The sequence below is a fragment of the Bifidobacterium moraviense genome (assembly GCF_012932365.1).
Lineage (GTDB): Bacteria > Actinomycetota > Actinomycetes > Actinomycetales > Bifidobacteriaceae > Bifidobacterium > Bifidobacterium moraviense.
Genome location: NZ_JAAIIH010000017.1, coordinates 1 through 23,530, shown reverse-complemented (window position 1 = coordinate 23,530; position 23,530 = coordinate 1). Strand labels below are relative to the sequence as shown.

The 23,530-nt window shown below is 68.9% G+C and carries 19 protein-coding genes; 6 read left to right on the top strand and 13 right to left on the bottom strand.

Translation table 11 applies throughout. From position 1 onward, the window contains the following. Positions 1-47: 47 nt before the first annotated feature. The gene (gene map / locus G1C96_RS08840) at positions 48-824 is read right to left on the bottom strand and encodes a type I methionyl aminopeptidase (protein ID WP_169276230.1); all 777 of its coding nucleotides are present in this window, start codon (positions 822-824) and stop codon (positions 48-50) included. A gap of 67 nt (positions 825-891) precedes the next feature. Continuing rightward, positions 892-1,962, bottom strand: coding sequence for an HdeD family acid-resistance protein (locus G1C96_RS08835; protein ID WP_169276229.1), 1,071 nt, complete (start codon positions 1,960-1,962; stop codon positions 892-894). A 1,274-nt stretch (positions 1,963-3,236) separates the two neighbouring features. Between G1C96_RS08835 and G1C96_RS08830 the strand changes: the two genes are divergently transcribed. Further along, entirely contained in the window at positions 3,237-5,312 is a 2,076-nt protein-coding gene (locus G1C96_RS08830; RefSeq protein ID WP_169276228.1) for a M13 family metallopeptidase, read from the top strand. A gap of 89 nt (positions 5,313-5,401) precedes the next feature. Here G1C96_RS08830 and G1C96_RS08825 read toward each other — a convergent pair whose 3' ends face one another. Beyond that, positions 5,402-6,022: a single-stranded DNA-binding protein gene (locus G1C96_RS08825; RefSeq protein WP_169276227.1), complete on the bottom strand. Its 621-nt coding sequence runs from the start codon at positions 6,020-6,022 to the stop codon at positions 5,402-5,404. A gap of 445 nt (positions 6,023-6,467) precedes the next feature. Beyond that, positions 6,468-8,288, bottom strand: coding sequence for a proline--tRNA ligase (locus tag G1C96_RS08820; RefSeq protein ID WP_169276226.1), 1,821 nt, complete (start codon positions 8,286-8,288; stop codon positions 6,468-6,470). A gap of 185 nt (positions 8,289-8,473) precedes the next feature. On the opposite strand from G1C96_RS08820, the gene G1C96_RS08815 reads away from it, so the two are divergent. Together G1C96_RS08815 and G1C96_RS08810 are read left to right on the top strand one after the other, a co-directional pair. Continuing rightward, positions 8,474-10,252 carry an SCO7613 C-terminal domain-containing membrane protein gene (locus G1C96_RS08815; protein WP_169276215.1) on the top strand — a complete coding sequence of 593 codons (1,779 nt, stop codon included), beginning with the start codon at positions 8,474-8,476 and terminating at the stop codon, positions 10,250-10,252. 159 nt (positions 10,253-10,411) lie between these two features. Continuing rightward, a complete protein-coding gene (locus tag G1C96_RS08810) occupies positions 10,412-10,642 on the top strand; it encodes a DUF6199 family natural product biosynthesis protein (RefSeq protein ID WP_205832114.1) in 231 nt (76 codons plus the stop codon). 320 nt (positions 10,643-10,962) lie between these two features. Here G1C96_RS08810 and G1C96_RS08805 read toward each other — a convergent pair whose 3' ends face one another. Genes G1C96_RS08805 through G1C96_RS08795 form a run of 3 tightly spaced genes read right to left on the bottom strand, consistent with a single transcriptional unit; the run spans position 10,963 to position 14,144 of the window. Then, entirely contained in the window at positions 10,963-12,372 is a 1,410-nt protein-coding gene (locus G1C96_RS08805; protein ID WP_169276225.1) for a DEAD/DEAH box helicase, read from the bottom strand. A gap of 8 nt (positions 12,373-12,380) precedes the next feature. Then, complete coding sequence (locus tag G1C96_RS08800) at positions 12,381-13,493, bottom strand: sensor histidine kinase (RefSeq protein ID WP_169276224.1); 1,113 nt, start codon at positions 13,491-13,493, stop codon at positions 12,381-12,383. A 21-nt stretch (positions 13,494-13,514) separates the two neighbouring features. Beyond that, positions 13,515-14,144, bottom strand: coding sequence for a response regulator transcription factor (locus tag G1C96_RS08795; protein WP_169276223.1), 630 nt, complete (start codon positions 14,142-14,144; stop codon positions 13,515-13,517). A 256-nt stretch (positions 14,145-14,400) separates the two neighbouring features. Between G1C96_RS08795 and G1C96_RS08790 the strand changes: the two genes are divergently transcribed. Both G1C96_RS08790 and G1C96_RS08785 read left to right on the top strand, forming a co-directional pair. After that, positions 14,401-15,078 (top strand): hypothetical protein, encoded by a 678-nt coding sequence (locus G1C96_RS08790; protein WP_169276222.1) that lies wholly within the window; start codon positions 14,401-14,403, stop codon positions 15,076-15,078. Positions 15,079-15,085: 7 nt separating this feature from the next. After that, positions 15,086-15,610 (top strand): hypothetical protein, encoded by a 525-nt coding sequence (locus G1C96_RS08785; protein ID WP_169276221.1) that lies wholly within the window; start codon positions 15,086-15,088, stop codon positions 15,608-15,610. Positions 15,611-15,754: 144 nt separating this feature from the next. Here the strand turns inward: G1C96_RS08785 and orn are convergent, their stop codons facing one another. The 6 genes from orn to G1C96_RS08755 all read right to left on the bottom strand — a co-directional run bounded on the left by orn (position 15,755) and on the right by G1C96_RS08755 (position 20,923). Then, complete coding sequence (orn, locus tag G1C96_RS08780; protein WP_169276220.1) at positions 15,755-16,405, bottom strand: oligoribonuclease; 651 nt, start codon at positions 16,403-16,405, stop codon at positions 15,755-15,757. A gap of 112 nt (positions 16,406-16,517) precedes the next feature. Further along, a complete protein-coding gene (locus G1C96_RS08775; RefSeq protein WP_240945187.1) occupies positions 16,518-17,240 on the bottom strand; it encodes a DedA family protein in 723 nt (240 codons plus the stop codon). 47 nt (positions 17,241-17,287) lie between these two features. After that, the gene (locus G1C96_RS08770) at positions 17,288-18,385 is read right to left on the bottom strand and encodes a sensor histidine kinase (protein WP_169276219.1); all 1,098 of its coding nucleotides are present in this window, start codon (positions 18,383-18,385) and stop codon (positions 17,288-17,290) included. Between the two features lie 22 nt (positions 18,386-18,407). Further along, positions 18,408-19,187: a response regulator transcription factor gene (locus tag G1C96_RS08765; protein ID WP_205832113.1), complete on the bottom strand. Its 780-nt coding sequence runs from the start codon at positions 19,185-19,187 to the stop codon at positions 18,408-18,410. 27 nt (positions 19,188-19,214) lie between these two features. Continuing rightward, positions 19,215-20,009 (bottom strand): ABC transporter permease, encoded by a 795-nt coding sequence (locus G1C96_RS08760; RefSeq protein WP_169276218.1) that lies wholly within the window; start codon positions 20,007-20,009, stop codon positions 19,215-19,217. After that, positions 20,006-20,923, bottom strand: coding sequence for an ABC transporter ATP-binding protein (locus tag G1C96_RS08755; protein WP_169276217.1), 918 nt, complete (start codon positions 20,921-20,923; stop codon positions 20,006-20,008). Before G1C96_RS08755 ends, G1C96_RS08760 begins: the two co-directional genes overlap by 4 nt. A gap of 567 nt (positions 20,924-21,490) precedes the next feature. On the opposite strand from G1C96_RS08755, the gene G1C96_RS08750 reads away from it, so the two are divergent. Then, on the top strand, positions 21,491-23,272 hold the full coding sequence (locus tag G1C96_RS08750; protein WP_169276216.1) for a glycoside hydrolase family 13 protein: 1,782 nt from the start codon (positions 21,491-21,493) through the stop codon (positions 23,270-23,272). The last annotated feature ends 258 nt before the right edge of the window (positions 23,273-23,530 follow it).

Genomic DNA, 23,530 nt, shown 5'->3' with positions numbered 1-23,530 from the left:
ACGAAGCGAAGCCCGGCCGCAGCCAGCGAATGCGCGATCGGTCGCGATCAGTCGCGCGTGGTGAGGATCACCGGACCGTTCTCGGTGATGGCGATGGTGTGCTCGGTGTGCGCGCCGCGCGAGCCGTCGGAGGAACGCAGCGTCCAGCCGTCCTTCGGATCCTGGAAGATCTCGTCCGTGGTCTTGAGGAACCATGGCTCGATGGCGATCACCAGACCCGGGCGCAGCTTGTAGCCGTGATGCGCGCGGCCGTCGTTCGGCACATGCGGGTCGCCGTGCATGATGTGGCCCACGCCGTGGCCGCCGAACTCGAGGTTGATCGGGTAGCCGTACTCGCGCGCGATATCGCCCACGGTGCTCGACACGTCGCCCAGACGGTTGCCGGGCTGCGCCACCTCGATGGCGGCGGCGAGCGCCTCCTCGGTGCACTTGATGAGGCGCAGGTCCTCGGGATCCTGATCCTTGCCGACCACGAAGCTGATGGCGGAGTCGCCCACCCAGCCGTCCACGCTGATCGCGAGGTCGAGGGAGACGAGGTCGCCGTCCCTGAGGTTGTAGTCGTAGGGCACGCCGTGCAGCACCGCGTCGTTGACGGACGTGCAGATGTAGTGCGCGAACGGACCGGTGCCGAAGTCGGGCGCGTAGTCCACGTAGCAGGATTCGGCGCCCTTGCGGTCGACGATCCTCTTGTGCACGAATTCGTCGATCTCCAGCAGGTTGGTGCCGACCTTGGTCATCTCGCGCAGTTCGCGCAGGATGTGGCCCACGAAGCGGCCGGCGGGCTTCATTTCCTCGATTTCCTGAGGCGTCTTGAGTTCAATCATGGATGTCTTTCTACCGAAACGACCGGATTGCCTTCACCCTAGCGCGAGCGCCCAACATCGCGGGGCGTCAGCGTCCGCGCCGCACGCGGCCGAACGTGAACGCGCGCACCAGCGCCGTGACGCCCATCACCACGAGGGCGCATCCGGCGAAGACCACCAGGAAGACCGTGGACTCCATCGGCGTCACCAGCACGATGAAGCCGGCCACGATGGACACCAGGCCGTACGCCACCGCCCAGCCGGACGAGGGCACGCGCCACGACTCCATGAGGCCCATGAAGCCCTCCATGATCCAGCCGATGCCCACCATGCAGGTGGTGAGCACGAGCAGCGCGGATGCGGACATAGCGGTGTTCTTGAGCACCACGATGCCGCCCACGGTCAGCAGCACGCCCACGAGCACGTCCAGCACGCGCCAGCCGGACGGCAGCCCCTGCGCCGCCACCGCGGTGACCGCGCGCACGATGCCGGAGACGAGGAAGTAGATGCCCAACGCCACCGTGACCACCGTGAGCGTGGGGCCGGGCCACACCAGCAGCGCGATGCCGATGACCAGCGCCGTGACGCCCACCACCGCATAGATGCCGCGGATCCAGTTCTTGGCGCGCTGAGGCAGCATGGTCTCGATGAGCTTGAACGGGTCGAATCCGGCGCGGGCGAAGTCCGAGGCCCAGTCGGAGGGGTTCTGCGGGTTCTGGGGGTTCTGCTGGTTGGGCTGGTTGGGCTGCTGACCGGGCTGGCCGTACTGGTACTGGCCGTACTGGGGCTGCTGCGGGCCGTAGCCGTACTGCGGACCGTAGCCGTACTGCTGGTTCGGCGCGTAGGCGTAGGGCTGGCCGTACTGCGGGGGCTGCTGGCCCTGCGGCTGTCCCTGCGGCGGCTGGTTGACGTAGTTGGCGCCGTAGCCGTTGGGGTTCTCCGCGTACTGCGGCCGCCGGTTCGGATCGGAGTCGGCGGAGGGCGTGCCGTGCGCCTCGCCGGCGCCGTTCGACGGGTTCGTACCGCTCGCGGCGTTCCGGACGCCGAATCCGTCCGTTCCGTTGTTCGCCCCGCCGTTGTTGTTACTGTTCGTCCCGTCGTTGTTCGGGAAGCCATCGTTCGAGAAGCCATCGTTCGAGAAGCCATTGGGATCGCTCATGATCGTTCCTTTCCTGTCCCGTCCGTCCGCGGTCCGATGCGACGCATCGCGTGGCGCCGGATCGCACGTCGGATCGCGGACGATGCCCGCCTCCTTGTCGCCGCGATCCGTCGCGACGCGGCTCGGAAGCGGCTCGGAAGCGGTTCGTCCGTCGTTCTGCTTCCGCACGCTATGGACGCCGCATGAACGTTCCCTGAAAGTCCGAACATCGCACAACACATTGTCCGAATAAGAGTTTCCAGCCTTCGCGCAACACCTGCCGCCGCAGTACGCCGAGCCGTGCCACAACACCGACCGCCTACACATCACACGGCACGGCCACATCGTCACACGGAGCGCACCCTGCGTCACACGGAGCGGACGCTCCCGGTGACGCACCGCGTCAAAACGCCGGAACGAAGACGTTTCCAGCCGCTGCGTCACACGGCGCGGACGCTCCACGTGACGGACAAGGCGCGCCCACGTGACGCGAGCGGCGCTCCACGTGACGCCGAGCCGTGCCACGACACCGACCGCCTACACATCACACGAAGCGCCCACCCCGTCACGCGGAGCGCACCCTGCGTCACGCGGAGCGGCCACTGCGTCACACGGCGCGGACGCTCCCGGTGACGGCAGTGCTCAAAACGGCGCCATTGCAACGATTCTGCAAGGTCCGTCACAGGGAGCGGGCGCTCCGCGTGACGGGGAAGGCGCTCCGCGTGACGGGGAAGGCGCTCCGCGTGACGATGTGACACATTGAGGTGACACAAGCCACGGTGCCAAAGGGAACGTGAACTGCATCTGGACGATGATGGACGGACAACTACGGACGGACGGCAACAAGCCAAGCAGCAGACGGCAAGCAGACAACGGCAGCCACGCAACAGACGATGAGGACAGCAACAGCCAGACAACAACGGTCGCGCAGCAGCACCCGAGGCAACACCACACGAGATGATGGCAGCCGGACAACGTTGAACCGACCGCTGCCGGACAGCAACAGCCAACAACAGCCAGACAGCAGCACCCGAGACAACACCACACGAGATGACGGCAACCGGACAACGTTGAACCGACCGCTGCCGGACAGCAACAGCCCAACAACAGCCGCGCCCAAGACAACGCCACACGCGACGACGGCAACCAGGCAACGACATTGAGACAACGACAGCCGAACGGCAGCACCGCGGCAACGCCAACCACAGGACGGCCGAGCTCACGCGCGGCGGGCGCACTTCCGACTTCACGCGCGGCGTACTCCCGTGTCGCCGAACGCCGTTAGGCTGGGCCGCATGAACACTGCTTTGCGCTCCGGTCTCGACCCGGATTCCTTCTCCTCCGTCACCAAGCCCACCGACGACCTGTTCCGCTACGTGAACGGCCCGTGGATCGACACGTACCGCCTGCCGGACGACCGCTCGCGCTTCGGCTCGTTCGACAAGCTCGCCGAGGACGCCGAGAATCAGGTGCGCGACATCCTCGAATCCGACGACTGCCCCGCCGCCAAGTCGCAGGCGCTGTACCGCAGCTTCCTGGACACCGACGCCATCGAGGCCGCCGGGCTCGACCCGATCCGCGCCGATCTGGCCGCCATCGACGCGGTCGGCAGCAAGGCCGAGCTCACGCGCACGCTCGGCGCGCTCAACCCCGAAGGCGGCCCGGACCTGATCGGCATCGCCGTCTACCCCAACCCGGGCGACCCGGACCGCAACGTCGCGCACATCGGCCAGAGCGGTCTGGCACTGCCCGACGAGGCCTACTACCGCGATGACCGCTATGCGCCGGTGCGCGAACAGTACACGGCCATGGTGGCGCGTCTGCTCACGCTCGCCGGATACGCTGCCAACGATGAGGACGCGGCCGCGCAGGCCAGCCGGTTCCTCGCCGTGGAAACCGCCATCGCCAAGCACCACTGGGACAACGTTGCTACGCGCGATGAGGACAAGACCTACAATCCCACCGACTTCGACGATCTGGCCGCCGCGCTCGCCCACTTCGACATCCGCTCCTGGGCCGAAGCCTGGCAGTCCGCGTACGATGCGCTGCCCGCAGCCGCCCACCAGCAGGTGGACATGCTCGGCGTGCTCAAGCACACCATCGTGCACGAGCCGAGCTTCCTGACCGGCGTGGACGCCTACTGGGATGCCGCCGAACTGGACGATCTCAAGCTGTGGGCGCGCGTGCACACGCTCATCGGCTGGGCCGGCTACCTGAGCCACGACTTCGAGCAGGCGCGCTTCGACTTCTACGGCAAGGTGCTTTCCGGCACCACGAAGATGCGCGACCGCTGGAAGCGCGCGGTGTCGCTCGTCAACGGCGTGTGCGGCGAGGACGTGGGCCGCGAGTACGTGCGCCTGCACTTCCCCGAGTCCAGCAAGGAGCGCATGGAGGAGCTCGTGGCCAACCTCATCAAGGCGTACCACGTCTCGATCGAGCATTCCGACTGGCTGGGCGAGGCGACGCGCGCCAAGGCGCTGGAGAAGCTCGCCAAGTTCTCGCCGAAGATCGGCTACACCAGCCACTGGCGCGACTATTCGGCGCTGGAAGTGCATGCCGATGCCGGACTGGCGGCGAACATGCGCGCCGCCAACGCCTACGAATCCGCCTACCAGCTCGCCAAGTGCGGCCAGCCGGTCGACAAGGACGAGTGGCTCATGAACCCGCAGACGGTGAACGCCTACTACGAGCCGACGATGAACGTGATCGTGTTCCCCGCCGCCATTCTGCAGCCGCCGTTCTTCGATCCGAACGCCGAGGATGCAGCCAACTACGGCGGCATCGGCGCGGTGATCGGCCACGAGATCGGTCACGGCTTCGACGATCAGGGCTCGAAGTACGACGGCGACGGCCGTCTCAACGACTGGTGGACCGCCGACGACCGCCGTCACTTCGAAGAGCGCACGCATGCGCTGATCGAGCAGTACAACGCCTTCGTGCCCGCGCAGCTCGCCGCCAAGTACGCGGACGATCCCAGCAAAGCGCCGCATGTGAACGGCGCGCTGACCATCGGCGAGAACATCGGCGACCTGGGCGGCGTGAACATCGCGCTCAAGGCGTACGCGTTCGCGCTCGACCCGTCCAGCGCCGAGGACGGCAGCCCCGAGGCCATCCGCGCCGCGCTGGCCAAGGCGCCCGAGATGGACGGATTCACCGGCCTGCAGCGCTTCTTCCTGAGCTACGCCTCGATCTGGCGCACCAAGAACCGCGACGAGCTGGCCGAGCAGTACCTGCAGATCGACCCGCACTCCCCCGCAGAATGCCGCACGAACGGCATCGCGCGCAACGTGGACCTGTTCGCCGAGGCGTTCGGCGTGAAGCCCGGCGACGGCATGTGGCTCGATCCGGAGGACCGCGTGCGCATCTGGTAGCGTGCGGCGGGTCCCGCGGTCTCAGGGGACCACGTCACCGACGGACGGGCGGCGCGGCACCGAGGAGGTGCGGCGCCGCCCGTCCGCGTTCAGTACGCATCGTGTCCCTCCGGCGCCGGAACGGCTGCCGCGGCCGCAACCGCCGCGGCAGCCGAGGGATCCGCGATCTGCTGCGACGCCGCCGACTGCGGCTGCGACGGCCCGGCCTGCTGCATCATGTTCTGCGGCTGTCCGGCGAACTGGTTCTGCTGCGGCGCGTGCGGGTCGTTCGCCGCGAACGGCATCGGACCGGGCGCCGCGCCCGCCGTTCCCGCCACGCCCGCCACGGGATCGCCGTCCCGGCGCGTGGGCGTCTTGGTGAATCTGGTCCACCCGGTGTTCAGATCGTGCCCGATGTTCGTGGCGGTGATCACCATCGAGCTCTGCATCGTGCCGTCCTTGCCGTTCCACTGCTCGGTGCCGATCTGCCCGGTCACGATCACCGGATCGCCCTTGTGCAGCGACGCCAGCACGTTCGCGGCCAGCGCGCGGAACGCCTTGATGCGCAGCCACGTGGTGGGCATGTCCACCCACTGCCCGGTCTGCTGATTCCTGAACCCCGGCGTGGTGGCCATCGTGAAGACGCTCACCGGGGTGCTCGACTGCCCTATGCGTATCGGGTCGCTGCCCAAGTAGCCGTTGACGGTGACGATGCCCTGCTGCGCTGCCATGTTCGTTCCTTTCCGAAGACGTGATGTGGCCCGCATCGGGGCGCCGCGCCTCTGCAGGGACCCGGCCGGAGAGATGGAGGATGGTCGTGCGGTGTTCCGGCCGCGTCGTCCGGCGAAGCGCTCCGATGCGGTGATTCCACTGTGCCGCATCGGCGACCGCTCCCCCAAGGCGCACGGAACATGTGGTCGAATGTGCCCCGCGGAGCCCCGTTTCGCGCGTGTCGCGCGGGCCCTTCGTGGATAACTCCGTGGATGGAACGCCACGCGCCCTCCCGTCTCCGTGCCCGCACGCCCTCTGCACGTTCCCCGCCCCGCCCACGAACGACGATGGGCTCCCCTCCATGGCGGAAGGGAGCCCATCGGCACGATGATCGCGATATGCGATATGCGATATGCGCGATATGCGACGTGCGACGCGATCTCAGCGGATCAGCGCATCAGCGCATCACTTGCCCAGCAGCTCGGCGAGACGCTCGTCCAGCACCGAGGCGGCCTGGTCGGCGGGCACGGCCACCTTGTCGGAACCGTCGCGGTAGCGGATCTCGATCGTGCCGTTGTTCACGGTGTCGCGGCCGGCCACGGCGATCAGCGGCACGCCGATCAGCTCGGCGTCCTTGAACTTCACGCCCGGGGAGACCTTCGGACGGTCGTCGTAGATCACCTCGATGCCGCGCTCCTCCAGCTCGGAGACGAGCTTCTCGGCGGCGTCGAACGCGGCCTGGTCCTTGCCGGTGGCCACCACGTGCACCTGCGCGGGAGCGACGACCGCAGGCCATGCGAGGCCGGCGTCGTCATGATGCGTCTCGGCCACGCAGGCGAGCACGCGGGAGACGCCGATGCCGTAGCAGCCCATCCACACCGGCACGGTCTTGCCGTTCTGGTCGAGCACCTTGAGGTCCAGCGCCTTGGAGTACTTGAGGCCCAGCTGGAACACCTGGCCGATCTCCACGCCGCGCTCGAAGCTCAGCGGACCGGAGCCGTCCGGGCTCATGTCGCCGTGGCGCACCTCCACGGCCTCCACGGTGCCGTCGGCCTGGAAGTCGCGGCCGTAGACCAGATCGTAGTAGTCCACCTCGTGCTCGTCGGCGCCGGTGAACCACGCGGAACCCTTGACCACGTGCGCGTCCACGAGGTAGCGCACGGGCTCCTTCACGCCGGCGGCCTTGGCCTGCGGGCCGAGCGCCATCGGGCCGATGTAGCCGGGCACCAGCTCCGGATGGGCCTTGAGGTCCTCCTCGGTGGCCTCCTCCAGCTCGGCGGGGGCGAACTGCGCCTCGAGACGCTTCATGTCCACGGTGCGGTCGCCGGGCACGCCCACGACGATGATCTCGCGCCACGGCTCGTCGTGGTCCGCGTCCTCGGGGTGCTTGACGGCGATGACGACGTTCTTGAGGATGTCCGACGCCTCCCACGAGCGGCCGTCCGCGCGCGGATGGTCGGCGTTGGCGCGCTCGATCATCTTGTCGATGGTCTTCGCGTCCGGCGTGGCCTCCTTGTGCGCGGCCGGGGTGGCGGAGCAGTCGATCTCCGGCAGCTCGGGCGTGTGCAGCGCCTCGACGTTCCAGGCCTTGCCGGACGGGGCGAGCGCGAACGTGTCCTCGCCGATCGGCATGGGGGCGAGGAACTCCTCGGACGCCGAGCCGCCCATCGGGCCGGACATGGCGAACACGGGCACGTACTTGAGGCCGATGCGCTGGAACACGCGCTCGTAGGCGCCGCGCTCGTCGTAGTACGCCTTGCGCATGCCCTCCTCGTCCACGTTGAACGAGTAGGCGTCCTTCATCACGAACTCGCGGCCGCGGATCAGGCCCGCGCGCGGACGGAACTCGTCGCGGTACTTGGTCTGGATCTGGTAGAGCACCACCGGCAGGTCCTTGTACGACGAGTACATGTCCTTGACCAGCAGCGTGAACATCTCCTCATGCGTGGGCGCGAGCAGGTAGTCGGCCTGATGGCGGTCCTTGAGACGGAAGATGTTGTCGCCGTACTCCTCCCAGCGGTGGGTGGCCTCGTACGGCTCGCGCGGCAGCAGGGCCGGGAAGTGCACCTCCTGGGCGCCGATGCCGGCCATCTCCTCGCGGATGATCTCCTCGATCTTGTTGAGCACCCTCAGACCCAGCGGCAGCCAGGTCCAGATGCCGGGAGCGGCCTTGCGGATGTAGCCGGCGCGCTGCAGCAGCTTCGCCGAATCGACGTCGGCGTCTGCGGGGTCCTCGCGCAGGGTGCGCAGGAACATGGTGGACATACGTAGTGCTTTGGAACTCATGGGTTCCAAAGTATTCGCGTTCGGGGACATTCCGGGGCCTCCGGACGACCGGGATCACCGGTGGTTCGCACGGGGCACGGGGACGCGGAGGAAGGCATGGCACGGCGCAGCCATGGCGCGGCGCGGCCCGGCATGACACAATGGGAACAGGATGGAGCGAACAGAGAAGGACAGCGAGGTTCGCCATGACACAGCCGACGTCATCCACATCACCGCAGCAGCCGCAACGATCCAGCCAGCCGTCGCAGTACGCGCAGCAGCAGTACGCGCAGCAACCGCAGTACGTGCGGCAATCATGGCAGCCCGAAACCGCGGGGAATCCCGAACCGCAGCCGCCGCAGGCATCACGGGCGTCCCAGGCATCACGGACGCCGCAGACATCGCAGCCGCCGTTCCGACCGCAGCGTCCGTACGTACAGCAGCCGCAGTCGCCGACGCGTTCCCAAGTCTCCGGAACGCCCCGCACGGCGGCGCCCGGCTCACCCGAACCGCTTTCCTCCCCTTCCGCCCCGCCCGTCCGCCGGTCGTCCGACACGCAGGCGCTGCTGCTCATCCTCGGCGTGGGGCTGGTGATCGCCGGCGTCTTCACGTTCGCCACGAACGTGTACTCCACGCTGGGCGATGACGCGCGCGCGGCCTGCATCGGCGCGCTCGGGGTCGCGGGACTCGTGGTCTCGCGGCTCGTCGCGTCCCGGCTGCGCATCACCGCGGAGGGCATCGCGTGGGCCGGGCTCGTGGCGCTGGGCATCGACGCGCGCCTCTGCGGCCTGCTCGAAGAGCCGTTCTACTCCGGCATGCAGTATCCGGTCACCGGAGCCGTGCTGCTGGGCGCGTCGCTGCTCGGTCTCGCCCTGGGCGCGTTCCGCGTCGGCGCGGCGCCAGCCCATCCGTTGCGCGCGTACGGCCTGTTCGCCGCCTTCGTGGCGCCGTGGGGTCTGGCGATGACGCTCGATCTGCCGTTCCTGACGCGCTTGCAGGGCACGCTGCTCGCAGGCGCATGCCTGACCGTGCTCGCCGCCGCGGCCGCGCTGGCGCCGTCGCGGCGACGCCCGGCCGCCGCGGAGCGCATCATCCTGCTCTGCGGCACGATGCTGCTGCTCGTGGCGTTGGCGCTCGGCGCATTCGACTCCCCGCTGCAGGGCATGGCGTACGCCTCGATGGGCGTCTACGTGATGATGATGGCGCTCACGGCGGCCGTGTGGGTGGCGGGCGCCCGCGTTCCGAAGGCGGCGGCACCTGCCGCACAGACGGTTCCCGCAGCACCTGCCGCACAGGCAGTCCCCGCAGCACAGGCCATCCCCGCCCCGCAGGCCACCGGTCCCGCGCCGGGCACATCCTTCGCGCCCACGCCGTCCGAGACCGCCACGTCCCTGCCGCCCGCCGGCATCGCAAACGCCCCGAACGCCGCGAACACCGCGAACGCAGCCGGCTACGGCGCGATCCGCTGGATCGTCGGCGCCGCCACCGGCGTCACCGCGCTCGTGATGGTCGCGCTCACCGGTCACGGCTTCACCGAGCCCGTGCCCGCGGATCTCATCACCGCCCCGTTCGCGCTCATGGCGCTGGCGGTGGGCGTGCAGCGCATGCACGTCGATCCCGCGCTGCGCAGCTGGACGGCGCTGTGGCCGGCCATGACGTTCCTGTTCGTCCCCACGCTGCTCATGACGTGGGGCGAAGGCGCATCCGCCACGTCCCCGCGGTCGCTGGCGCTGTTCGTCGCGGCGCTGATCGCGCTGCTGGCCGGTGCGGTCCTGGGGTGGAAGGCCCCGCTGGAGGCGGGTGCCGCAGTCCTCGTGGCCCACACGATCCGGCTGCTGTGGCCGTGGATCACGGAGGTCTCGCGCGACTACTGGTGGGTGTGGCTGCTCGCGGCCGGCGTCGTGCTCATCGCGGCGGCCGCGCGCTACGAGGCGAGTCTCAACTCGATGCGCCGCATCGGGCGTCGGCTCTCGCGGCTGCGCTAGCCCGGCATCGTCCCGTCCGCCGCGGCGGGCTGTCCCACCCGCACGCCACCCGCACGCCGTACACCGTGCAATGCGCATCGTGCGCCGCACAACACACACCACGCACCACGCAACGCGCGTATCCTAGACATATGGGCCCCTCTAGGGAAAGGATCAACGATGATCACCAACCACTGGCAGTGGCTGCTCATCGCCCTGCTGTTCGTAGGCGCGGGCGCGCTGGCCACGTTCAAGACCGAACTGCTGTGGAAGATCGACACGTTCCTGACGGTCAAGGGCGGCGAGCCCTCGGACTTCTACCTCGCCATGGCGCGCGTGACCGGCGTGCTGATGATGGTCGGCGGCGTGATCGCGTTCGTGGTGGGGCTGGCGGACCTGTTCGGCACCTGATGACGGGCACTCAGAAGAAGGGTCCCGACTTCTGAGTGTCCGCTCCGGGAAGAACGGCCTGCCGGACGACTGCCGCGCGTCGGCAAACCGCGTCATTCCGCCATTGTTGTGCCGCGGGAATGCGGCGAAAGGACGGCTGTACTCGGACGGGACACTCAGAAGTCAGGACCCTTCTTCTGCGTGTCTCGCTCGCCCTTCGCCGGATATCAAGAACAGGCAGTATTCCCGCATTCACTATCCACAGTTGAGCGGTAGCATACCGTCAGGCGCGCCGGCGTCCGCCCGTCCGCGGCTCCCGCACACCAAAAGCCGTCAAAGGATCAGAACAGCAGATCCTGCGCGAACTCGTCCCCCTCGTCCGAGGTGTCGGCGTGCGCGATGAATGCCTCGGCGCCCTCGGCGGCAAGACGGTCGGCCGCGGCCCGCGAACCGGCGCGCAGATCGGCGTCGAGCATCACCGCATCCGGCGAGACGAGGAACATCCGCTCGTTCACGCCCGCAAGGTACAGCCCCTCCAGCGCCTCCACGCGCGAGAGCGCCACGTAGCCCATGCCGGGCGCGAACGTGCGCCTGAGGTCCATGACGGCGCGGTCGAGCGTCATGCCCTGCGATTTGTGGATGGTGATGGCCCACGCGCATCTCAAGGGCACCTGGTTGACGGACGCGAGCACGGTCTCGCCGTCGGTGAGCTCCCACGAGGCCGGCCGCATGGTGACGATGTGCCCGTTCTCGAACTCCACGATGGGCCAGCCGCCCTTGGCTTCCGGCGCGAAGCCGCGCACGGTGCCGATGGACCCGTTGACGTACTGGTGGTCCTGATCGTTGCGCAGCGCCATCACGGCCGCGCCCTCCTTGAGCGTCAGCGTCTCCGGGGCGAGCATGTTCCTCTTCAGCCGCGCCACCAGATTGGCGGGACCGGCGGATTCGGCGTGGAACGCATGTTCGTCCGCCTCGATCTGCGCGAGCCGCAGGTCGTTCAGCGCATCGGCCTGACGGTTCACGGGGAACAGGTTCACGGCGGCCTGCCCGGGTTCGGGGATCGCGCCGAGGCGCGTGACGAGCGTGTCGCGGTCGGCCTGCGTGACCGCGCCGTCGCGGATGTCGGTGAGCACGCCGAGCAGACGCCCGTCGTCCTGACGGTGCTGTTCGGTGAGGTAGCAGGTGACGGGCTTCAGCGCGTCCCACGCGAACGACTCGGTGACGAAGCCCTCGGGGTTGCGCCCGGCGCGCGCGTAGCGTTCGCGCGAGGCGACGAACTCGGGGCTGGGCGCGAGCACGTCGCGGTTGCGTCCGGACACGGAGACCGGCGGCAGCTGGAAGAAGTCGCCGGAGACCACCACCTGCAGGCCGCCGAACGGGCGCGGATCGCGGCGGATCGCGCGGCACACCTCGTCCACCATGTCGAACAGCCACGCGTGCATCATGGAGACCTCGTCGATCACCAGCACGTCCGTGGCTTCGATCTTGCGGCGCCGGCGCGTGCGGATGGTCCTGAGCAGGTTCGCCGTGAGCGCCGTGGCGACGCCCACGCCGCTCCACGAGTGGATGGTCTGCCCGTCGATGTGCGTGGACGCGATGCCGGTGGACGCGGTGACGGCCACGCTCGCGCCCCGCTTGCGCGCCGCGGCGATGAACCGGTTGAGCACGTACGTCTTACCCGCGCCGGGCGCGCCCGTGAGGAACACGCTGGCGCCGGCGTCGAGGATGGCGAGGGCTTCGGACTGCTGCATGCGGCCGATTATACGCAGCGGCCGTGCGGGGACCTGCGACGATCCGGGGGCGCGCCCAGCGGGATGCGCGCCCGCAGGTGCCATCGCTCCGCCGTCCGATCGACGTCCAGCGAACCGCCGAGATGGGAGCAGACGTCCCGGTAATGGGACAGGCCGGTGCGCTTGCCCGTGCTCTTGCCGCCGTGGTCGTCATCATGCCGTGCGCCCGCCTCGTCGTACGCCCGGTCATCGTCCCCGGCCGTTCCCGGTGCCGTAGGCGCCTGCGGAACGCGCGGCACATCGCTCAGTTCGATGATCATGGCGTCGGCGCTCCGGGCGATGGAACAGTAGTAGCCATGCTTCGGATCGGCATGTCTGGCGACGTTGCCGAACAGTTCGACGAGCAGCGCATACGCCGTGGCGCGGACCCGCCGCGGGACCTGGTCCATGCAATGCTCCGGGAACAGGACGACGCCTTGGAACCCCAGGGAGGACAACAGCCGTTGCTTCTCGGCGACCATGTCGCGCAGCTGCCGTTCCGTGACCATTCGCCATCCCCATGCAGCCGATGACGGCAAGGCATCCCCCGCCGCTTCGTCGTTCTCCTCGTCGAGGCGCCGCATGATCTGCCGTACCGTTCCCAGAGCCTCGTCCAGAACGCGGCGGCTCTCGTCGATCTCTCCGCAGTCGAGCAGCATCATCGCGCAGGACAGGGCGTTGCATACCTGATCATGGAGCTGGACGACGGCGGACCGCCTCACGGCGCGCTCGCACAGCGCACGCCGCAGCACCGCGTTGCCGACCATCGTCCGGCACAGCGCGCCCGCCAGCCACGCGAGGCCGTACGCCGCGATCACGGGACCGAACGACGGCAGCATGCGGAGGGACAATCCGTCGCCGTACAACGCGATCGTCAGGCAGTGGGCGGCGACCGCCACCGCAGCGGCCATCAGCGATTCCACCATGGAACTCATCGCCATGACGACCAGCATCAGCATGGACAGCAGCTGCAGGCCATATGGCGTGGAAGGGGCGATCACCGTCACGCACGCGTCGGCCATGACCACGCTCCAGCCGACGACCGAAACCGCCAGTCTGACGCCCGGCGACGCCATCGCCCTACGCGGATGAATCCCGTTCATGGCCCCGTCCTCGTTCCCGTCTCATATCAGATGATCGCGCAGGCAGATGCGCACGGCCTCCACGCGCGTGTGAACGCCCAGCTTGGCCATAACGTGATGCGCGTGCACCAGCACGGTGGAGGGAGCGATGTGATGCTGCCGCGCCATCTCTCGCGTGGAGAAGCCCCGATGGTACCCGCGCATCACCGCCAGCTCCATGGACGACAGCGCCACCGGCGGCGTCGCACCGTCGTCGGCGGAGACGAGCCCATGGGATTCGGTGGCGGTGCTGCAGGGCGGCATCGCATCGCCCCGCGCGACCGCGCGCATCACGCGCAGCAGCTCCTCGATCGACCCGTCCTTGGAGACTATGGCCTGCGCCCCGCTGCGGACCGCGCGATCGACGAACGGCCCCACCTCATATGCCGTGATGCAGACCACGCCGATGGTGCCGCTGCGCCGACGGATCTCGCGGCAGACGTCAAGGCCGCTGACGCCCTCCAGCATGATGTCGACCAGCACCACGTCGGGCTGCGCGTCGTCGCGCCGGAAACAGCACCGCAATCCTTCGACAGCAGTGGCCGCGACCCACACCACGTGGATGTCGTCGCTTCGCCCCAGCATGTGCCGCAGCACCGAAGCGGTCATCCGGTCGTTCTCGATGATTCCCACGCGCATCCTCATCCCCCGCTTCGGCAATGGTCCCGCGTCGGCCATGACGGAAGACCTTTCGTCCAGCATACCGTGCGAGGCGATGGGCGCAGAAGGGGCATACACGGATCATGTATGGCGGTTGAGGAAGCCGGCGGATGGCCCTTACCATCGCAGCAAGGGCCAACGCAGCGCGGCATGTCCGAACCAGCACGACCGACCCAGCCAGCACGACAGACCAGCCAGCACGACCGACCGTCCCGGAGGGAGAACCGACATGCGCCCATCCGCCGCCACCGTCAGAAAAGCCGTCATCGCGACGTTCATCCTGCTGTCCGCGTTCGGCGCCGACATGGCGCTCGCGGTCGGGAGAGGCGTCTCCGTCCTCGCACGGCGCAGCGCCTCCGTCACGGAGGACGGCCTGACCGTATCCAAGGCGACCAGTCTGCTGTATTCGACCATCACGGTGGAGGACGGGAGCACGAACTCGCTGCGGGACGTCTCGTACCTGTTCGAGCCGCGCACCGACGAGGACGATGCGGTCGCCATGTTCCGCACCGCTCTGGGCAGCGCCGAGCAGCTTGCACGGAAGAACGTAGCCGACTACCCGTATTACGACCGCTACTATCCGAATTCCCACGAGGAGGCGCGCATCATCGTCGCCGACTGCACGCGCGCCACGTCCGAGACTCCGGCGTATGCCTACGGGTTCCTCAACGAGGCGTCCGTGGACGCGGAGGGCTTCATCGGCGGCGGATCCAACGGCGAAACCCGATGGTCCTTCGGCGCGGACCTGCGATCCGCCACGATCGAGATGCCACGGGACGGCGCGACGTATCAGGACGACTACCATCGCCTGTTCGACGCGTACCACGACTTTCTGCTGCGCACCTACGCCCAGTCGCGCAACGACGCCCAGTGGAACAACATCGGGCGGCCTCGGCCCGCCCCGTGACGGCGGCGTGGCGGTGCAGCGGCTCGACGGTGCGGCGATCGGCGAACGGGCAGGCCGATCCTCTCGTCACGATGTGCATGAGGGCACGAGCCGGCACGAAACCTTCAGCTACCATGAGTACATGGGCAAGCGTCACCGTTGGATTCTGCTGTGCACGGTCGTGCTCGCGATCGGCATCGTCGCGGCGACCGACAATCCGATCCGTCGCGCGTTCACGTATCCCATGGACCGCCGGGCGACGGTGACCGTGCTGATCCGGGACCGATCGGGGCAGCCGCTGAGCGGATGCACGGCCGCCATCCTGCAGGAGCACGCGCAGGGCGTCGCCACGGCCGCGTATTCCGGCGAGGACGGGAAGGTGACGCAGTCGGCATTGCTGGGCAGCGCCGAACTGGAGGTGCTGTGCAGCCCGTCCATGGGCAATGCCGCGGATGAGGCGCGGGAGCGGCGGGACGTTGACGTCACGTCAAGCGAGCAGACCATCATCGTGCAGATGCCGACCACGATCACGCGAGCGGCGGGAGCACAGTAGCGGGCGTGAAGACGGCGGCATCCGCGATGATCCATGACGATCACAGTGACACCGCATGCCACCGAGGAGCGACGAACGGCGGCCGTGCAGGGGAACCATCCTCCGCACGGCCGCCGTCGATCGTCGTATGATCCGCGAACCCGCTCAGCGGTTGAGCAGGCTGGTCTTCTCGATGTCCGCGGCGATGGCCTTGGCCGCAGCGGCGTCCGGGCCGGGCTCGGCCGCCATGAACGCGGCGCGGTAGTAGCGCAGCTCGTCGAGCGACTCGATGATATCCGCGAGGGCGCGGTGGCCGCCGTGCTTGGCCGGACGGTTTTCGTACACGGCCGGGTACCAGCGGCGGGCCAGCTCCTTGAACGTGCTCACGTCCACGCTGCGGTAGTGCAGGTTGGCCATGAGGTTCGGCATGTAGTGGTCGAGGAACTTCTTGTCGGAGCCGATGGTGTTGCCGGCGAGCAGCGGGCGCACGCCGTCCGGGGTGAAGCGCTTCACGTATTCGGTGACCTTGGCCTCCGCCTCGGCGAGGGACAGGCCGGTCTCCCACTCCCTGATGAGGCCGGAGCGGGTGTGCATGGCGCGCACGAAGTCGTTCATGTGGGCCACGGCCGCGTCGGACGGCTTGATCACGTAGTCGACGCCCTCGTCCAGCACGTTGAGCTCGAAGTCCGTGGGTACCACGGAGACCTCCACGAGCTCGTCGCCACCGAAGATGTCGAGTCCGGTCATCTCGCAGTCGATCCAGATGAGGCGCGAGGACTTCGCGTCGTACGTTTCCGCATCATGGCTGTCCACCATGTCTAGCCGCCTTTCGTTGGGTTCCCCGGCGCCTGCCGGGCGGTTCTCGCTTCCCTGAGCGAACGCTACAGGCTACATCCCGCCACGGACCGCGGATCGTCGGCGGCGAACGTCACGACAGCGACGCGCGGCGGGCGGAGCGCACCTTCGCCACCACGTACCACGCGCACAGCAGCACGATCACGCCGGCCGCCACCAGCTGGAAGCGGTCGAGGAAGCCCAGGATGCCGCACCACTGCGCGCCCAGCAGATAGCCGGCCATCACGAGGATCGTGTTCCACACCGCGGAGCCGAGCGTGGTGAGCAGCGCGAAGCCCACGAGGTTGGTCTTCGCGAGCCCGGCGGGGATGGAGATGAGGCTGCGCACGATGGGGATGACGCGCCCCACGAGCACGGCGAGCGACCCGTAGCGCGCGAACCACGCGTTGGCCTTGTCGATGTCCGAGGCGTCGGTGAGCGGCATCCGGTCGAACAGGCGGCGGATGCGGTCGGCGCCGATCGCGTACGCGACGCCGTACAGCGCGAGCGCGCCGACCACCGAACCGAACGTGGCGCCGACGATCGCCTCCAGCAGCGTCATGTGCCCCTGCGCTGCGGTGAATCCGGCCAGTGGCAGGATCACCTCGCTGGGGATGGGCGGGAACAGGTTCTCCAGGAAGACCGCGATGCCCGTGCCCACGCCGCCCATGACGGACATGACGGAGACGAGCCAGTCGGTGACGGCGCCGATGACGCCGCCGGTGTCGACGGTGCAGGCGGAGACGAGTGCGGCGAGGGAGACGGAGGAGGATGCGGCGAGCGGGGCGGCCGCGGCGACAAGCATTGCGTTCATCATGCCGCCCACGCTACGCACGGCCTCCTTAGCCGACGCTTACGTGACGCTCAGACGCCGCTTATGTTGCCGGCGGCGTCGTCCAGCGGCAGCGTGATGAGCATCGTGGTGCCCTGCGGCGACGAGGACTCCACGTCGATCGTGCCGCCGTACCGGCCCGCCACGTCGCGGGCAAGCGCCAGCCCCAGCCCGTAGCCCTGATGCGCGGTGCCGTCGTCGTCGCGCGCGAACCGGCGGAACAGGCGCTCCGGATCGCCGCCGATGCCAGCGCCGTGGTCGCTCACGCGCAGCGCCGCCTCATTCGCGCCATGCAACAGACGGCCCGGATGCAGATGGCCCAGCCGCACCGTCACGTCCGTGCCCTCGGGCGCGTGCGCCACGGCGTTGTCGAGCACGGCGACGAGGCAGCGCGAGAGCCCCACGAGGTTGCCGCGCACCACGTATTCGTCCGCGGCGCCGTCGATGCGCGGGCGCAGCGTCACGCGGTGCGCGTCCGCCAGCGGGCGCACCGCGGCGAACGACTGCTCCATCACGTCGGCGAGGCGCACCGGTTCGGCGTTCACGGCGCCGCGCGCGGCCGTGAGCAGGTCGGTGATGATGGCGTTCATGCGGTCCACGTCGCCGTGCAGGTCCGCGAGCGCGTCGTCGATGGGCCTGCCCTGCGCGCGGCGGAAGTCGATGAGGTCGAGGCGCGTGGCGATCACGGCGAGCGGGGTCTTCAGCTCGTGGCTCGCGTCGGCCACGAAGTCGCGCTGCAGCTCCAGCGCGCGCTCCAGCGGCGCCACCTCGCGCCGGGAGTAGTACCAGCCGATCACCGCCACCGCGGCCACCACGCAGATGATGGACAGCAGCGTGAAGATGATCGCCTTCTCCAGGTCGATCACGATCATGCCGGCGCCGAACTGCGCGGTGACCGACATGCTGTCCGGGTCGAGGCCGCGTTCGGCGAACTCGTGGCGCGACCCCAGCAGCACGCCGCACGCGAACAGCACGCCGCCCACCATCGTGACCGCGGCCATCGCTACCGTCATGCGCAGGCTGATCGTGCCCGCCACGCCCTGCGCGCGCACGCGCATGCGCCGCTTCGCGCCGCATCCGTCGTGCCCGCCGTCGACTCCGCTCCTGCCGTTGCCTTCGTCCTTGCCCATGCCGGTCTCCCCGTCTCTCCGCTCACTCCTCCGGATGCCCGATGCGGTAGCCGCGCCCGCGCACCGTGTCGACGATGCCGCGCACGGTCTTGGCACGCACGTACGAGACGTACACGTCCACGGTGTTGATGTCGGCGCCGCTGGAGAACACGCCGGCGAGCAGCTCGTCGCGCGTGAACACGTGGTCGGGCGACGCGGCGAGCGTGGCCAGCAGGCGCGACTCGGCGTCGGTGAGGGCCACCGCACGCCCGTCCGGGTCCTCGATCACGCCGGCGGGCGGCTTGAGCAGCCAGTCGCCGATCGCCACGCTGGACGTCTGCGCGTGGAAGCCGCGCAGCAGCGAGCGCAGGCGCGCGGACAGCTCCGCGAAGTGGAACGGCTTGGTCAGGTAGTCGTTCGCACCGCCGTCGAGGCCGGCCACGATGTCGTCCACCTCGCCCAGCGCCGTGAGCACCAGCGCGGGCGTGGTCACGCCGGCGCCGCGCAGCGTGCGGATCAGATCGAGCCCGTCGCCGTCGGGCAGTCGGCGGTCCACGATCATCGCGTCGTGCGGGCCCTCGTGCCACCGCTTCCTCGCGTCGGCCAGGGACGCGGCCCAGTCCACGCGGTAGTCGGCGCCGAGCATCTCGGCGAGCATGGCGCCGAGGTTCGGATCGTCCTCGACGAGCAGCACGCGGGGCAGCAGCAGGCGCGCCGGGTCGACCGCGCCGCCGGTCGGGGCCGCGCCGGTCGATTCCGCGCCGCCGGGCACGCCCGCGCCGCCCACGCCCGCCGGAACGCCGTCGGATCCGCCGTCACGCATACGCATTCCTCCCTCGCGCCCGTCCGCTCACGCCGCCGGCCGGTACTGGTCCAGCTTCGTGAACGACACCTTGTACACCAACGCCATGATGAGCGAATCCGCCATCAGCGTCAACGCGCTGATCACCGCCAGCACCACGAACTGGTACTTCGCGGCCGTGAGCGGGTCCGCGCCGGCGATCACCTGGCCGGCCATCATGCCCGGGATCAGCACGATGCCGCTCGACGCGAGCTGCGCGATCGTGGGGATCATGCCCATCTTCACCGACGCGACGATCGACGGACGCGCCGCCTCGAACGGCGTGGCGCCCAGACTCAGCAGCATCTCGATCTCGTACCGCCGCGACTCCATGTCCGCGAAGAACCGACTCATCGCCACCGCGATCGCGGAGACCACGTTGCCCAGCAGCATGCCGGTCATCGTCACCAGCACCGCCGGCGCATACCACGGGTGCGGACGGATGACGAGCTCGGTCACCACGCTGATCTGCAGGATCACGCTGGCCGTGAGCGTCAGGAACACCTGCGGCATCACGTCGCGCGGGATGTTCGCCGCGCGCGACATGGTGATCTGGATGGCCGCGAGGATCATCACCGCGATCAGCGCGAACGCCAGCCACGGGCTGTTGCGCTCGATGACGAACTTGATGATGTAGCCCATCGCCAGCAGCTGGAGCAGCGAGCGGACCGTGGCCCACAGCATCTGGCGGTGCACGCCGAGGCGCATCGCGTACGATATGCCGGCGGCCACGGCCACCAGCAGCACGGTGACGACGAGGCCCAAGGTGTCGATCGGGTAGGAATTGGCTGTGGCGGCGTTCATCGTGCGGATCCTTCCGTTCCGGGCGGCACGGGCGCTGCGGAAGGCACGGGCGCTGCGGGAGGCACGGGCGCTGCGGAAGGCACGGGCGCTGCGGCACCCGTCTCCTCGGTCAGCGTGCCGCCGGCCAGCCGCAGCGTGCGGTTGGCGCGGCCGTCCGCGCTGCGGTGGCGCACGCGCACGATCGCCATGCCCTTGTGCTCGGCCGCGTAGGCGAGGATCGCGCCGACCTTGTCCGCGTTCTCCTCGTCGAGCCCCGCGTCCACCTCGTCGGCGAGCATCACCTTCGGCGCGGTGAGCAGCGTGCGCAGCAGGCACACGCGCGCCTGCTGCCCCACGGAAAGATCCTGCGGAGGCCGGTCGAGCTCGATGTCCGTGCAGCCGACGACGTCCAGCGTCCGGCGCAGCGTCGCCTCGTCCGGCCGGCGTTCGGCGAGCGACGAACCGTCCGCGGCCTTGCGGTGCACGCGCAGCGTGAACGGCATGAGCACGGCCTCGCGCACCGTGGCGCCCGTCAGCGTGGGCCGCTGCGGCAGGTACGCCACCTGACGCCGCCACAGCTCCGGGCTCATCGCCGTGGACGGCGTGCCCTCGAGCGTCAGTTCCGCCTCGGCGTGCGGGTTGAGCTGGGCGATCGCCGTGAGCAGCGTGCTCTTGCCGGCGCCGGAAGGACCCACGAGGTCCACGATGTCGCCGGCGTCGAGCGAGAACGCCAGATCGGCGAACAGCGTCCTGAGCGTTTCCGCGCCGCCTTCGTCCGACGCGCCCGCGGCAGCCGCTCCGGCACCGCGACGATGCAGGTGACGGAACAGCGTAGGCAGCGTCACCTCGCCGTCCGCGGCCGCCTTGGCCACGGTCCTCGGCACCCGGCATGTCACATGCGCGGCCGAGAGCACCAGTCGTGTATGAGTGTTCATGCGAGCAACCGTATTGTTCCGGTCCCCGCGCGGCAACCGCACGGCGTTCCTAAGCGCACTCTTAGCGGGCAAGGGCCGAATCCGCGGACCGTCCTTCCTTCGGTCGCCGATAGGGGCGGCCGCGGACCGCACCGGGGTCGGGGCGACGCGCGTGCCGGCACGCGACGGCCGGCGCATACGCGCGAATTCGCGCGAATTCGCGCGCGGCCAGAGCGCCGGCAGCCCATTCCCGTAGATGACCGGCCCGCCGCGACCGGTATCTGCATAGTCAGGGGTGGTTTTCGGCTTCCGCGGGCAGATATCTGCCGGCAAACACGAAAAAGTACCCCTCACTATGCAGATATTCCCTCTCGGCATGCCACAACAGTCCGAATGGACGACCCACATCCGGCCACAACCGGCCCGGTCGCCCCGACCGCCCCCGCAGCCAACCCACGACCGGCGCGATGCCCCGGCATGATTTCACGCAACGCGACGAATGATGCTGGATAATCAAGAGGACGGCTCATCCGTGAGGACGGTATACGCGGTATTCGGCAGGAGGGTGCCATGACGGAATCGAAGACGATGGCTCAACAGACGGAGCGGACAGGCCAGGCGGCGAGCGACCCGGCCCTGTGGTGGAAGCAGGCGGTGGTCTATCAGGTCTACCCGCGCAGCTTCAAGGACACGACCGGTTCGGGACTGGGCGACCTCAACGGCGTGACCGAGCAGATCCCCTACCTCAAGCGGCTCGGCGTGGATGCGATCTGGCTGTCGCCCTTCTACCCGAGCGAGCTGGCGGATGGCGGCTACGACGTGGCCGACTACCGCGACGTGGACCCGCGGCTCGGCACGATGGACGACTTCAGCAGGCTCACCGAAACGGCCCACGCGGCCGGCATCAAGGTGGTGGTGGACATCGTGCCCAACCACAGCTCGCACCTGCACCCGTGGTTCCAGGAGGCGCTGGCCGCGGGTCCCGGCTCGACGGCGCGCGCACGCTACATCTTCCGCGACGGCAAGGGTCCCAACGGCGACGAGCCGCCCACCAGATGGGTGAACCACTTCGGCGGTCCCGCGTGGACGCGCGTGCCGGACGGCCAGTGGTACCTGCACATGTTCACCAAGGAGCAGCCGGACTTCAACTGGGACAACCGCGAGGTGCGCGACGACTTCCTCAAGACCCTGCGCTTCTGGTGCGACCACGGCGTGGACGGCTTCCGCATCGACGTGGCGCAGGCCCTCGCCAAGGATCTCGACCGCGACGATCTGGACGACTACGGCGTGATGAGCACCAACGACATGCCGGCGGACGGATCGCACCCGGTGCTCGACCGCAACGAAGTGCACGACATCTACCACGAGTGGCGCCGCGAAGTGTTCAACCGCTACGATCCGCCGCGCTTCGCCGTGGCCGAGGCGTGGGTGCGCCCGGAGCGGCAGTACCTGTATGCGTCGCCGGACGATCTGGGGCAGATCTTCAACTTCGAATTCGCCAAGGCGGACTGGACGTTCGACGCGATGCACGCGGCCATCGCCGAGGGGCTGGCCTGCGCCGAGCGCTCCGGCTCCACATCCACGTGGGTGATGAGCAACCATGACGTGTGCCGCCATGCGAGCCGCTACGCGCTGCCGCAGGTGCCGACCGGCGAATACCATCAGATTCCCGCCGACTGGGCGCTGCGCATGGGCCGCACGTACGTCGAGGACCGGCCGCTCGGCACCAGACGCGCCAAGGCGGCGCTCATGCTGGAGATGGCGCTGCCCGGATCGGCATACGTGTATCAGGGCGAGGAGCTGGGATTGTTCGAAGTGCCGGACATTCCGTGGGACCGGCTGGAGGATCCGTGGCCGCTGAGGAGCGACCGCGAGGAATCCACCAAGGGGCGCGACGGCTGCCGCGTGCCGCTGCCGTGGATCGGGTCGGATGCGCCGACGCTCGACCGTCCCGGCGACCAGTTCGGACGCCACGGCTCGTTCGGCTTCTCCCCTGCCGGAGCCACGGAGGACCCGCATCTGCCGCAGCCCAAGTGGTTCAAGGACTTCGCCGTGGACGTGGAGAGCGCTGACGACGATTCGATGCTGAACTTCTACCGCCGCGTGCTGGCGCTGCGCCACGAGCTGCAGACTCCGGACACGAGCTGCGCGTGGCTGGACGAGGATGCGCCGAGCGGACGGCGCGACGGCGCCGACGGGCAGCCGGGCGGCGTGATCGCCTACCGGAGGGCGAACGGATGGGCGAATCTGACGAACTTCGGCGCCGAGCCGGCCGCGCTGCCGGATGGCGAGGTGCTGCTGTCGTCCGGGCCGCTCACCGACGACGGGCGTCTACCGCAGGACACCTCCGCGTGGCTGCGACTGGCATAGCCGGCACGGGCTACCGTTCTCCCATCATCCCGAGCGAAGACCGCAAGGCCGAAGTCGAAGGATCCCTGACACCGCAGACCAAGGATCCTTCGACTCCGCTACGCTCCGCTCAGGATGACGGGGAAAAAAGCGGCTCTTCGCATTTTGGTGTGTATGGGTGGTGGTTTAGAGGTGGGTCTGGATGGCTTGTCCGAATCCGCCTGTGTGGAGCAGGCTTCTGGTGATGTAGTTGTCGAGATTGCGGAAGCCGAGGGCGAT

Excerpts from the sequence above, each read along its gene's own strand:
- G1C96_RS08765 (WP_205832113.1), bottom strand. The coding sequence starts at position 19,187 with ATGCGTGACGGCGGATCCGACGGCGTTCCGGCGGGCGTGGGCGGCGCG.
- G1C96_RS08750 (WP_169276216.1), top strand. The coding sequence starts at position 21,491 with ATGGCTCAACAGACGGAGCGGACAGGCCAGGCGGCGAGCGACCCGGCC.
- orn (WP_169276220.1), bottom strand. The coding sequence starts at position 16,405 with ATGGTGGACAGCCATGATGCGGAAACGTACGACGCGAAGTCCTCGCGC.
- G1C96_RS08800 (WP_169276224.1), bottom strand. The coding sequence starts at position 13,493 with ATGAACGGGATTCATCCGCGTAGGGCGATGGCGTCGCCGGGCGTCAGA.
- G1C96_RS08770 (WP_169276219.1), bottom strand. The coding sequence starts at position 18,385 with ATGGGCAAGGACGAAGGCAACGGCAGGAGCGGAGTCGACGGCGGGCAC.
- G1C96_RS08760 (WP_169276218.1), bottom strand. The coding sequence starts at position 20,009 with ATGAACGCCGCCACAGCCAATTCCTACCCGATCGACACCTTGGGCCTC.
- G1C96_RS08810 (WP_205832114.1), top strand. The coding sequence starts at position 10,412 with ATGATCACCAACCACTGGCAGTGGCTGCTCATCGCCCTGCTGTTCGTA.
- G1C96_RS08820 (WP_169276226.1), bottom strand. The coding sequence starts at position 8,288 with ATGAGTTCCAAAGCACTACGTATGTCCACCATGTTCCTGCGCACCCTG.
- G1C96_RS08755 (WP_169276217.1), bottom strand. The coding sequence starts at position 20,923 with ATGAACACTCATACACGACTGGTGCTCTCGGCCGCGCATGTGACATGC.
- G1C96_RS08835 (WP_169276229.1), bottom strand. The coding sequence starts at position 1,962 with ATGAGCGATCCCAATGGCTTCTCGAACGATGGCTTCTCGAACGATGGC.
- G1C96_RS08825 (WP_169276227.1), bottom strand. The coding sequence starts at position 6,022 with ATGGCAGCGCAGCAGGGCATCGTCACCGTCAACGGCTACTTGGGCAGC.
- G1C96_RS08790 (WP_169276222.1), top strand. The coding sequence starts at position 14,401 with ATGCGCCCATCCGCCGCCACCGTCAGAAAAGCCGTCATCGCGACGTTC.
- G1C96_RS08805 (WP_169276225.1), bottom strand. The coding sequence starts at position 12,372 with ATGCAGCAGTCCGAAGCCCTCGCCATCCTCGACGCCGGCGCCAGCGTG.
- G1C96_RS08830 (WP_169276228.1), top strand. The coding sequence starts at position 3,237 with ATGAACACTGCTTTGCGCTCCGGTCTCGACCCGGATTCCTTCTCCTCC.
- map (WP_169276230.1), bottom strand. The coding sequence starts at position 824 with ATGATTGAACTCAAGACGCCTCAGGAAATCGAGGAAATGAAGCCCGCC.
- G1C96_RS08775 (WP_240945187.1), bottom strand. The coding sequence starts at position 17,240 with ATGATGAACGCAATGCTTGTCGCCGCGGCCGCCCCGCTCGCCGCATCC.
- G1C96_RS08815 (WP_169276215.1), top strand. The coding sequence starts at position 8,474 with ATGACACAGCCGACGTCATCCACATCACCGCAGCAGCCGCAACGATCC.